This is a genomic window from Chitinophaga sp., assembly GCF_039596155.1.
Classification (GTDB): Bacteria; Bacteroidota; Bacteroidia; order Chitinophagales; family Chitinophagaceae; genus Chitinophaga.
Genome location: NZ_JBCNKF010000003.1, coordinates 89,973 through 102,745, shown reverse-complemented (window position 1 = coordinate 102,745; position 12,773 = coordinate 89,973). Strand labels below are relative to the sequence as shown.

General features: G+C 46.0%; 8 protein-coding genes. All 8 read right to left on the bottom strand.

Annotation, left to right across the window (positions count from 1 at the left end):
• Nucleotides 1-7: 7 nt before the first annotated feature.
• Nucleotides 8-2,164: a TonB-dependent receptor gene (locus ABDW33_RS04065; RefSeq protein ID WP_343688789.1), complete on the bottom strand. Its 2,157-nt coding sequence runs from the start codon at nucleotides 2,162-2,164 to the stop codon at nucleotides 8-10.
• Between the two features lie 254 nt (nucleotides 2,165-2,418).
• Nucleotides 2,419-3,996: a F0F1 ATP synthase subunit alpha gene (atpA, locus tag ABDW33_RS04060; protein ID WP_343688788.1), complete on the bottom strand. Its 1,578-nt coding sequence runs from the start codon at nucleotides 3,994-3,996 to the stop codon at nucleotides 2,419-2,421.
• Nucleotides 3,997-4,083: 87 nt separating this feature from the next.
• Nucleotides 4,084-4,644, bottom strand: a complete 561-nt coding sequence (atpH, locus tag ABDW33_RS04055; RefSeq protein ID WP_343688787.1) for an ATP synthase F1 subunit delta — start codon at nucleotides 4,642-4,644, stop codon at nucleotides 4,084-4,086.
• Nucleotides 4,645-4,743: 99 nt separating this feature from the next.
• Nucleotides 4,744-5,238: a F0F1 ATP synthase subunit B gene (gene atpF, locus ABDW33_RS04050; protein WP_343688786.1), complete on the bottom strand. Its 495-nt coding sequence runs from the start codon at nucleotides 5,236-5,238 to the stop codon at nucleotides 4,744-4,746.
• Nucleotides 5,239-5,413: 175 nt separating this feature from the next.
• Entirely contained in the window at nucleotides 5,414-5,686 is a 273-nt protein-coding gene (atpE, locus tag ABDW33_RS04045) for an ATP synthase F0 subunit C (protein WP_072364032.1), read from the bottom strand.
• A 39-nt stretch (nucleotides 5,687-5,725) separates the two neighbouring features.
• Entirely contained in the window at nucleotides 5,726-6,802 is a 1,077-nt protein-coding gene (gene atpB / locus ABDW33_RS04040) for a F0F1 ATP synthase subunit A (protein WP_343688785.1), read from the bottom strand.
• 202 nt (nucleotides 6,803-7,004) lie between these two features.
• Complete coding sequence (locus ABDW33_RS04035) at nucleotides 7,005-10,775, bottom strand: DUF3857 domain-containing protein (protein ID WP_343688784.1); 3,771 nt, start codon at nucleotides 10,773-10,775, stop codon at nucleotides 7,005-7,007.
• 165 nt (nucleotides 10,776-10,940) lie between these two features.
• Complete coding sequence (locus tag ABDW33_RS04030; RefSeq protein ID WP_343688783.1) at nucleotides 10,941-12,707, bottom strand: ABC transporter ATP-binding protein; 1,767 nt, start codon at nucleotides 12,705-12,707, stop codon at nucleotides 10,941-10,943.
• Nucleotides 12,708-12,773: the final 66 nt, after the last annotated feature.

Genomic DNA, 12,773 nt, shown 5'->3' with positions numbered 1-12,773 from the left:
TAATTTTTTATAAATTATCAATGGTTTCCTGGCGTCTGTCTATACCAAAGCTCATAAACATACCCAGGTAAATGAAACGGGGAATATTCGGTGTAATCGCTTCCCGGCGCATAGCATCTGTTGAATAATGATATCCATACACCTGTTTGAAATTACCTACGTTATTCACCGATAGAACTAAGATGGTAAAGGCCTTGCGAATAGCAGTCAGATAACTGACACTCAACCCGACTGAATTATAATCGATGGTTTTTTGCGACATAAACTGGTTGACAGGCAGATTAGGATTGTAATAAGGACGGCCTGTTGCAAAGCTATATGTCAAACCGATATTAGTAGTGATTGATGAAATATAATATTTGGTCACTACACTGAAAGTATGCCTGGCGGCGAAGTCCGGCTGTACTTCGTATGGATAGGTGAGATAATTACGCTTGGTATCGAGGTAAGAATAAGATACCCAGTAATCAAGATTCTTCACACTTTTGCGGTCACGCCAGAAGAGCTCAATACCCTTTGCATAACCCGTACCGTTAGTCGCTGTATCCGGACTTGTTTTTACCAGGTGGTGATACTTTTTGTAGTACGCCTCCACACGCAGGGTGTAGTTGTTTGCTACCCGCTGAAAACTTGCAATGTAATGTGTCGCCTTCATGTAACCCAGGTCTGGCTTGAATCGCAGGTACTGCGGCTCTGGCTTCTGATAGTAGTCACCATATGCTAATGAAAGCTGGCTGGCCTGATCCAACTTGTAAGCCAGTGATACACGCGGTGCAAAATTCATCTTCTCCAGCTTCGATGAATATTCCATACGACCACCTACACGGCCTACGAACTGCGGCGTAAAATAGATATCACCTTCTGCAAATGCAGCAGTATAATTATCTGCATAATTTACATGATAATCGTTGTATGCAGCATTCTCCACTGCATACTGGTACTCTCCACCAAAGCGCAGTGCGGAGTAGTTACCAATGTTCTTTGTGAGCATAATTCTACTCTGCGCCAGCTGAGACAGGTTGTGAATTTTCAGCGGATCAGGATTCTTAGGCATCGTATCCAAAGTGATCCTGTCTGTATTTGTACTGAATGATATGCCTGCATTGATCTTCCAGTCATTACCTAACAATTCTTTATAGCTCAGATTTGTATACACGTTCTGGTTCTTCATTTCAAACAACTCTTTCGCACCTGCATATTCAAAGCTGGGACGAATACTACCCATATGTGTCCAGTTACTATAACCATAGAACTTAAGCATACCTGTAGCAGATGTCTTCCGTCTGAAGTTGGCAGAAGTACCTATGATCTCCGGGTTTACACTCGGTTCAAACTTAGGTTTGATCACATTCAGATAAGGACCCAGGTTTGTATAATCCGCTTCTATACCAAAAGATCCTTTCTTATCTTTTGACAGTTCATCCAGTCCCCCGTTAATGCCAATGGGTGATACACCCAACGAATAGGAAGAACGTTCGGGCAGGTCCTGCGATTCCAGTACCAGGGCAGAAGATAAACCCTGTCCGTACTGAGCGGAGTAACCACCACTGCTAAAGGTTGTACCCTTGAAAAGAAAGGGCGAAAAACGGCCTCTTCCCGGCATATCAGGTAAACCTGAATAAAAAGGATTTCTCACCAGTAATCCGTCTATAAATGTCTGTGTTTCGTAACCGGTACCACCACGTACAAAAAGACCTTCCCGGTCATTTGTCTGCTGTGTGCCAGGCAGTGTTTTCAGGGCACTCACAATGTCGCCCATAGCACCACCGGTAGTCACGATGTCGAGTGGTTTCAGTACCGTGTTATTCTTCTCGCTGCTGGCTTCAATGCTACCTGCGGAGATAGTCACTATCTTGAGCTGACTGATGTCGTTTCTCAGGATAATATTCAGGGTAACGGCACCTGAAAGATTTACTTTCTGCTCCTGTGTCTGATAGTTGGTTAAACTGAAAATAACGGATTGCTCGCCGCTTGCATCTGTCGTAAAAGAGAAGGTGCCATCAGCAGCACTGGTCCCTCCGTCGTAAGAGTCCTTAATGGAGATATTCACTCCCTGCAATGGATGGTTCTTTTTGTCAGTGATCTTCCCGCTGATTTTGGTTTGTGCCTGAAGAACGGTTGACGATAAGCCTGAAAAAAGCAACACGAAGTACAACTTATACATAGGGGGGTATTGAATTTTTAACAAATCTACATTGGGGCCGGGGCGCTATCAATCCTTAAAAGGCAAATGTAGGGGGTATTGCCGGTAAAAGTGGGTGATTGATCGGTAAAATTTCACCGGGGGTTGCCGGCTTTCAATTGGACATCATCAGTTCCCACCCCCGGCATTCATATCCTGAAAAGAACAAATTCCTGCTAAAAAGAAAAGCCCCTCCGGTAAGGAGAGGCTTCTCATAATATGTTACCTTGACAGGCCTATGCAAATCTTGGTTTCAGTTCACTTGCAAGTGCAACCATTTTCTTCAGGCCATCTTCTGGCAGGTTACCCTTCTTGAACTCACCCAGTACTTCTGGCAGACGCACTTCCATTTCATGCAGGAATGCTTCTTCAAATGCTTTCACATTTCTAACCGGAACTTCACGCAGCAAACCGTTCGTACCCAGATAGATCATAGCTACCTGTTTTTCTACTGTGTACGGAGCGAACTGAGGTTGTTTCAGGATTTCCACGTTACGGGCACCCTTATCAAGTACCTGCTTGGTAGCAGCATCCAGGTCACCACCGAACTTAGAGAACGCTTCCATTTCACGGTATTGCGCCTGGTCCAGTTTCAGGGTACCAGATACCTTCTTCATGGATTTGATCTGAGCGTTACCACCCACACGGCTTACGGAGATACCTACGTTGATAGCCGGACGGATACCCGCGTTGAACAGGTTAGATTCCAGGAAGATCTGACCGTCAGTGATGGAGATTACGTTGGTTGGGATGTACGCAGATACGTCACCCGCCTGCGTTTCGATGATTGGCAATGCTGTCAGGGAACCACCACCTTTTACCAGGTGTTTGATTGATTCTGGCAGGTCGTTCATCTGCTGAGCGATCTCATCTTTGCTGATGATCTTCGCAGCACGCTCCAGGAGACGGCTATGCAGGTAGAATACGTCACCAGGATAAGCTTCACGACCAGGAGGACGACGGAGCAGCAGGGACACCTCACGGTAAGCAACCGCCTGTTTAGACAGATCATCGTATACGATCAGTGCAGGACGACCGCTATCGCGGAAGAACTCACCGATAGCAGCACCAGCGAATGGCGCATAGAACTGCAGTGGAGCAGGATCAGCAGCAGAAGCAGCCACGATAGTGGTATAAGCCATCGCACCAGCATCCTGCAGCGTCTTCATTACACCTGCGATAGTAGAAGCTTTCTGACCGATCGCTACATAAATACAATATACTGGTTTACCAGCTTCGTAAAATTCTTTCTGGTTGATGATGGTATCGATACAGATAGCTGTTTTACCAGTCTGACGGTCACCGATTACCAGCTCACGCTGACCACGACCTACAGGGATCATCGCATCGATCGCTTTGATACCGGTCTGCAGCGGTTCTTTTACCGGCTCACGGAACAATACACCTGGTGCTTTACGCTCCAGCGGCATTTCATACAGTTCGCCTGTGATTGGGCCTTTACCATCGATAGGAGCACCCAGGGTATTTACTACACGACCTACCATGCCTTCACCTACTTTAATAGAGGCGATCTTACCGGTACGACGTACTTTGTTACCTTCTTTAATCTCACCCGATTCACCCATCAATACCACACCCACGTTATCTTCTTCCAGGTTCAGTGCGATTGCCTGAACGCCATTTTCAAATTCTACCAGTTCACCGGAACGTACGTTGTTCAAACCATAAACACGTGCGATACCGTCTCCCACCTGCAATACTGTACCTACCTCTTCGAGGTCAGCAGCAGCATTGAAGTTGCTTAATTGCTGGCGTAATATCGCCGAAATTTCATCTGGTTTTATCTCCACCATAGTGATATACTTTTAGAAAGAGTCGTTAAATAAATTGATGTATAACGACAACAGCTTTGCGTGTACGCAGCGGCTGCTGTAAATTGTTTATTTCAGTTCAGGTACGTAGATGTTGCCTGCAAATTGCTTTTTGATGTCGTTCAGGTCACGCAGCACTGATGCATCGAACAGCTTATCTTCAGTTTCCAGTACAAATCCACCGATCAGGTCAGCGTTTACCGCTGTTTCCAGTTCGATCTTCTTGTCGGAACCTGCTTCTGCTTTCTGCCTGATCACGTTCAGTACAGCTGCATCTACCGGTACAGCTGTGGTGATCTTCACCTTGCTGATACCTTTCAGTGTATTATACTGGCGCAGATACTCAACAGCGATCTCTGGCAGATTGCCTTCCCTACCTTTGATTACCAGCAACTTCACGAAAGCAGAAGTGATGGTACTCACACGGCTGTCCAGAATGGCAGCGAGGATCTGTTGTTTCTTTTCAGGCTTGATGATGGGACTTTTCAGCAAATTCACCACATCAGGATTTGTTTTGGAAAGCTGCTGCAGGAAGAGCATATCTGCCTGTACAGCCTCCAGCTGTCCTTTTTCAGAGGACAGATCTATCAAAGATTTTGCATACCTGGATGCTAAACGGGGATTCCGCATATTGATAACTATTATGCAGATGAGCTGATGTGCGAATGTCTGAACACACCACGTGCGGGTGATAGCCGTCAGGCCTTCATCCGCACATCAGGCCATCACTTAGTTTAATTTAATTTCTCCTGCCAGTTCTTTAATGTAGCCTTCCTGTGCGGTTTTATCCGACAGTTCCTTGCGCAGAACTTTCTCAGCTACTTCAATCACCAGTTTACCAACCTGGTTCTTAACGTCAGTCAGGGCAGCCATTTTCTGGTTGTCGATAGCAGTGTAGGCTTCGCTGATGATCTTCTTCGCTTCTGCCTGTGCTTGCGTCTTGGCTTCTGCAATGATATGATCCTTCGCGTCTTTAGCTTCTTTCAGGATTTTGCTCCTTTCAGCTTTAGCTTCAGCCAGTACATGCTCATGTTCAGCTTTCATCTGAGCCATTTCCTCTTTCACTCTTTCAGCAGCTGCGATAGAGTCAGCGATTGAGGTTTCTCTTTCCTTCAGGGTAGAGAGGATTGGTTTCCATGCAAACTTTTTCAGGATAACGAAAAGAATGAGGAATATAATTAATGAGAAGGTAAACAAGCCTAACGCGGGCTGCAACAGATCCATGATTATTAGAATTTATTTGGTTCGCATTATTTTTTCTTTGCTGATGATGCCAGTGTACCAATGCAATACACAAACATTTTTACCGGTATACTGCCAGATCAGCGAAACTGTCTTCGTAAGAAGAGATTACTGCATCCATTGCCCTGTGCGCCGGATGCAGTAATAAGTTTTGGCCTTACAGCACTACTGCCAGCAGACCTGCGATAACGCCGAACAGGGCAACACCCTCAACCAGCGCAGCAGCCAGGATCATGTTAGCACGGATGTCATTTGCAGCTTCAGGCTGACGAGCGATAGATTCCAGCGCGCTCTTACCGATGTTACCTACACCGATACCAGCTGCGATAGCAGCGATACCAGCACCAACAGCACCACCAGCTTTAGCCAGACCAGCAGCTGAAGCAGCTGCTTCAGCGCCAGCTTGCAATAAAACAGTTAAAATAGCCATGATAAATGTGTATTTATTGTTTAATACGAATTTTGATTCTTAGTGATGTTTCGCTTCGTGGTGGTGATCATCATGACCACCTTCCATTGCCTGACCGATGAATACAGCTGTCAGATTCGCGAAGATGAACGCCTGGATAAAAGCCACCAGCAATTCCAGCATCATCATAACGATGTTGAAGATAATCGTAATTGGCGCAAAACCGAAACCAGCAACCGGCTGCAGTGAACCAAAGATGAATACCAGCGAGATAATGCTCAGGATGATAATGTGACCCGCCAGGATGTTCGCAAAAAGACGAATCATCAGGGATACCGGCTTAGTGAAGATACCGATGATTTCCACTGGCACCAGAATTGGTTTTACCCATCCCGGAACCGGAGGATTCAGGGTATGTGCCCAGAAATGCTTATTAGAGCTGAACATCGTAGCCAGGAAGCTAATCAGTGCCAGCGCAGCTGTTACCGCCAGATTACCGGTTACGTTCGCACCACCCGGTAACAGACCTAACAGGTTGTTGATCAGAATAAAGAAGAAAATAGTGAGTATGAAAGGAGTGTATCTTTCATATGCACCAGGAATATTTGGCTTGGCTACCTCGTCACGCATAAAGATGATCACAGGCTCCAGCAGGCTTTGCATACCCTTTGGCGCTTGTTTGGAACCTCTTACTGTATAAGCTTTCGCTACACTTGTCATAATCCAGATTAGCAGAATAGCACCAATCAGCATGGAAGTCAGATTCTTCGTCACTGACCAGTCGTAGATCACTTCGTCAGTTGGGTTGTCGTTTGCATCTACTGCAATGACCTTACCCGGAACGTATTTGTTAGCATCCAGCCCCTTCTCTTCCAGATAGTGCTCAGTCACCAGGCGGTAACCGTCATGCGATGCATGACCATGGTGGAATTGCGAGCTCGAGAAAGTGGAGAGCCCTCTTTCCTTGCTATAAATAATAACAGGTAAAGGGATAGTTACAGGAGTGCCTGCAATGTCCAACAGATGCCAGTCATGCGCATCCTTAACGTGGCCAAGGATCACTTCTTTGGCATTAAACCCTTTCTTTTCATGAGGCTCGCCCTCAGTCGGGTTTGCAAACGTACTATACCCACTCATGCAGAAAACCGCAATAAGTGCTACCAGCTTAAGTTTTAACAGTTTGGAGGAAATCACCGCTTTCTGAAATTTTGCGCAAAGATAGGCAGAAATATAATTAAACAAAGAGGACAACGAAAAAAGCAAAGTGGGATAAACAATGTCATATTACATATTAATGCAATAATAGGTTGTTTATCCCACTTTCGTCATACCGTTTATCCTATTTAAAGGAAATATATTTTTGTTCTGCGTTGACTATCAAGTTGAAAAAATCTTTCATCCCACCAACCTCTGACGCCGGTATGTTGTCGATGATGTTCGTCAGGAAGCGCCTGTTTATGATCAGTTTGCCCGGTGCCACCCGCTGGTAAGTGAGCTCATACTGCATGTCCCTGAACTTCGCCTTTACATCCGAAGGTACCTGGTCGAACACCTTCCCCGCAGGCAACTCCAGTTCCATTACACTTGTATAATGATCCGCATTTTCATACTGCCAGTACTCAAACGGATATTGGCGGGGCTCATTGCTGAATACATCACTGGTGGCTATCACATCCATAAATGGGGGCTTGATCATATTGATATCACCTACCCCAATCACTTCATTCTTAACACTATACGCCGTCCCAACCATCACCGAGTCCGCCAGGTTATCCAGGTTCGCCACATCAAAACTATCCAGGCTCACCGGGTTCTTATAATGACTGGCCGCACTCTGTTGCAACGCCTTTCTCATCTCCTCCACATCCTTGCCCGCAAAACGGGATCGCATCCCTGACGCTACCTCTCCCGTTACTGTCAGGATCGTCTTTACCTGCAGGTCTGTTGCACCTACCTGTATTTTAGTCTGCCGGTGTAAGCTCACATCAGTCTTCACATCCGGCTTCAACAGGCCGATCGTCTCCTTCGTATCATAATTAAATGGAATATTCAGCACCTGTGCCCCCACATCATTCTGCGGCAGCGCCCCGTAAGGTAACTGGTTATCTGTCAGCTCCAGGTAACGATAACTGTCCCCGTCCTTAAACCGGGCTATACAGTGGTTGAACTCCATAGACGGCAATACCATACTCTCCTGCCCGTTCCGACGGGTACTCAGCAATACCAGGTTGGCATCCAACCCCACCTTGCGGGCCAGCGATACAAACAGGGTGCTCACATCCTTACAGTCACCCAAACGGGTATTCAGGGTCTTACTCGCCCGCTGAGGTATATATGCCCCCTGCCTGAAGGCCACCGAACTGTAACTGATATTCTGCTCTATAAACTCATAGATCCGCTTTGCCTTCTCATTGTTGCTTAGCTTATTCGCTTCCCCGTTAGGAAAGATCTTCTGCAACGTTTTCAGTACATCGAAATTCTCTTTGGATTGCTGCCGGGTTACATCACTATACCACTCTGCTATCACATCCCAGGATTTCACGGTAGATACATGCAACACCTTGCCGACATCAGCCAGTGACGGACTGTAAGACTCTTCTTTAAATGCTGGCACATGCTTCATCTCCCATGTATACATATGGAAATCTTCGTGCTGGCTCTCTACGGGCTTCACGTCATCGGCATGCTTCATCACATAATTAATGCTGAGCGGAGCCGCCACCATCAGGCTATAGCGCGCCAGGCCTGTAGGCACCGATGCCTGGAAGTAGAACTTATCCCAGTATTCCCGCCCCAGACGACCAATGCCAAAGTTGCTCACCTTGTAATTGTAGTAGATCACATCCCCCGGCTCCAGGCGGGTAAACACCATATCATTGTCATAAGTTTCTGCTGTGATCTTGGTACCATTGGCTTTTACCACCTCAGCCTTGATGATCGTCAGATCAGCATACGTAGAATTATACGGTATTGAGATCTCTTTCCATTGGTCAATTGCATCCTTCTTGTTGATATAAATCGCCGTATTTGTCACCTGTTCACTCGCCCCTTCTGCATAGAGTACCACATTCTGTTCATCAAATATGTAGTAGAAACTCTTTGTAGTATCCTGCGGTGCTTTCAGGTCTTTGCTGATCGCAGCGTAATAATCCATCTTCGGGAAAAAGCTGAATACATCGGGTTTATTCTCCAGCTCCCGGATCTTCTCCCTGTAAGTAGTACCCCCCGCATTCAGCGCCAGTGCCTGTTTGTAGTACGCCAGTGCCTTTTCTTTGTCACCCTTTTGCAGATAACATGTTGCTATTGTACCCAGTGGATTTGAATCGTAAGGACTAATCGCATGCTCCGTTTCCAGATAGTGAATGGCAGAGTCATATTGCTGTGCGGCAAAGAAATGAGAGATAATGGGTGAATACACATACATCTCGTAAGGGGCTGTCTGGATTATATCCCGCAAGGTGGCCAACCCTTTCTCCGGCTCATTCTGCTGGAAATAGTCTTCCGCCAGCTGTTCCTGCACTTTCGGGTTGTTATGACCTGCTGCGTATTTCTCCAGGATCCTGATCGCTTCCGCCGGATTCCGCACCATCTTCTGGTTATAGGCGTACATACCAAGGGCAATATCATTGTTATCCGGGTATAACTCATACGCCTTCTTCAGCAACGTCACCATACTATCTACATGTTGCAGGTTGGCATGCAGGTACATCTTCTTGCTCACGGTCCAGACACTCGGACCTTCGCGTGCCTCCAGCCTGTTCACGATTTCCAGCGCATCACTCCATTTTTTTTCATCTTCCAGTTCTGACTCATGCCCCTGCATCACAAGCGTATTGTCAGGGTCTATCTGTTTCAGCATTTCTACCAGTGCAGAAATATCTGTTCTGTCATATTTTGAAGACAGGCATTCCAGGTACTGATAGGCCAGCAGCGGATCGCCGGGGTTCTTTTCAAAGAATTTAAACAGTGCATCTTTCGATTTATCAAACTGCTGGTTACGGTTATACACCTTGGCAAGCAGTATAGCGTAGATAGGATCGTTGGGATATTTCTCTGCCTGCTTTTTGAAATAAGCTTCTGCAAAGTGCGGCAACAGTTCAGGCACATCCATACTTTTATCTACAGGATAAGTCTCTACCTTGTCTGACGTCGTAATCCCTTTCAGTGTTTCATATTTATCGTCTGTAAGCCGCACAATGAAATTGGCACCCGGATTCGTAAATCCTATCTGCACCAGCACCCGGTTGTATCCTTTCTTCAGGTGTATCCGCACATTGAATTTATCCAGCTCTGTAGAGATCTCGTCTTCTTCTGCAATGAGGAGTTTATCATTCATCCATACCTTCAGACTTCCATTGCCACCCAGGCAAAGGATCGCATCCTGATCGGCAGCAGCGTTTACAAATGTCTGTGCATAACCTACCGAGTTGGCCGCAGGAAATAAAGTACCTACGAACATCCACCCTGCATTATCAGTAACGACAGGCCTGAACCAGTCAATATGTGTATTGTTGTAAGAGGTAAAACCTTTACCGGTTTCCGGTTGCTTCAATGGACCATAATCTTTATTAAATCCACTTCCGCTGATGTTGTCGAAAGAACCGACGAACTGCCAGTTGTCCAATGCACCGATCTGGCTATATAATACGGCAGATTCCTTCATCTGCCGGGCCATCAGGTGATGTAATCCTTTGTAATACCTGGCCGCCGCATGCAGCGAACCATTGAAACGGGGATCAGCAATCACCGTGTTCAGGTTATCCAGTTGCTTACCTTTCTTGATACCATACGCGCCAAAGATGCCGTCGGAAAACCATAAAGCGTAGGTATACGGGTTCAGGTCAGAGATGACTGTAAACGGCGAAGGATATTTTTCAAGAAATATATCGCCGCGCCCATCATAGCCTTCCAGCAGCATGAGGGCAGCGTAAGCGTTTTGCTTGTGAGCAGGGTCACTCTTCAATACTTTCCGGAACAATTCATATGCGTGTACCTTATCGTTTTTATGTAGCGCTTCCCACGCTTTCTCATAATCACCTGCATGGGTTCGGGTGGTAACAGCTACGAAAGCAATACAGCATAACAGCACTCTCATAGTACTTCTTCTCATAAATAGGTAGGGGAGTTTAAGTATACTAAAAATAACAAAAAAAGGGGTCAGCGTTTTATTCATTTTCGGCCATCCGCAGGCATTAGCTGTCAGGGTAAAACAATCACATCAGCTGTTGGGTGCGGGTTAGACAAATGATCTGCCAGTTGCAAAATGATCAATTCTTTAAATAGCATCCGGTTGTTTGAACTGCATGCTATGTAACTTAAAATAGAAACCTTCCAGCTTCAACAATTCCTCATGCGACCCCATTTCTTTCACCACACCCTTATCCAGCACAATAATCTTGTCAGCCTTGCTGATGGTAGACAAACGGTGTGCTATGACAATAGAGGTGCGGTCAGCTATCAACTTGTCAATCGCGTGCTGGATCAGCATTTCAGACTCAGTATCTACTGACGATGTGGCCTCATCCAGGATCAGGATCGCAGGGTCGTATAATAAAGCCCTTACAAATGATATCAGCTGACGTTGTCCCAGCGAAAGAGTACTTCCCCTTTCCATCACCTGATAATCATATCCTCCCGGCAATTGCATAATGAAATCATGCATACCAATGAGACGGGCAGCCTGTTCTACATGCTCCCTTGAAATATCGGGATTACGGAGCGTAATATTTTCATATATAGAACCCGCAAAGAGAAACACATCCTGCAGTACAACCCCAATCTTACTGCGCAAAGACTGCAAAGTATACTCCCGGATGTCTTTTCCATCAATACGGATGCTACCCTGCTGAATCTCATACAGCCTGTTTAGTATACTGATTATTGTCGTCTTTCCGGAACCGGTATGCCCTACTATCGCAATGGTTTCACCTGGCGCTGCATGGAAGTTAATATCCTTCAATACATAATCTTTCTCCTTATAGGCAAAATAGACATGATCGAACGTAATAGCCCCCTTCATTTTCGCGGCACTTTCCTGCCCGTTGTCCGGAATATAGTCGTCGCTGTCCATGATCTTGAACACACGTTCACTGGCCACCATCCCCATTTGCAGGGTATTGAACTTATCAGCCAGCATACGGAGCGGGCGAAACAGCATATTCAGGTACATGATAAATGCAATCATAATACCCTGCGTCACCTCGTAATTCAGGACCTTATTCGCTCCCCACCAAACCATCAACCCCAGCGAAATAGCCAGGATTATCTCCACAACCGGGAAGAATACAGAGTAAGCAAAAATTGCATCGATATTCGCCTGCCTGTGCTCTTTATTGATCTGTTTAAAACGCGCAAACTCTCTTTTTTCTGCTGAGAATGCCTGTACGATTACAATACCTGTCAGGTGTTCCTGCACGTAGGCATTCAGTGCTGCCACTGCATTGCGTACCCTGAAAAATGACTTATTCACACTTTCCTTGAATATATAAGTAGCAATGATCAGGATAGGAAACGGAGACAGGCTGATCAAGGTAAGGCGCCAATCTTCATAGAACATTACTCCCAGGATCGCAACAATCATCAGCATATCTGCGATGATGGAGATAAGTCCTTCAGAAAATACGTCGTTGATGGCTTCAATATCGTTAATAGTGCGGGTGGTCAGGGTGCCAATGGGGGTTTTGTCGAAGAAGGCGAGGTTGAGATGTACGATCTTTTTATAAACTGCTACCCGCATATCTTTCACCACCGATTGCCCCAGCCAGTTGGTGAGGTACGAAAAGTAGAACCGAAAGACCGTTTCCAGCAGCAATAACCCAACCTGGATGACGGAGATGTAAATCAACATCTGCATCATCTGATTAGCAATGTATTTATCGACCGTAAGCTGGATCAGATAAGGCCGCATGGGCGAGATCACTGCCAGCAATACTGTCAATAACATTGATATCACAAAGGAGCGTCTGTAAGGAACTGTAAAACTGAATATGCGCCTTAATAGACTTACATCGAATACTTTCTTCTTTTCCGCTGATTTTTCCACCCTAATATCGCTTTACAGTCAGCAAACCTACAGCTTTTTACCCAATATTCTACCAGGCCCCTATCC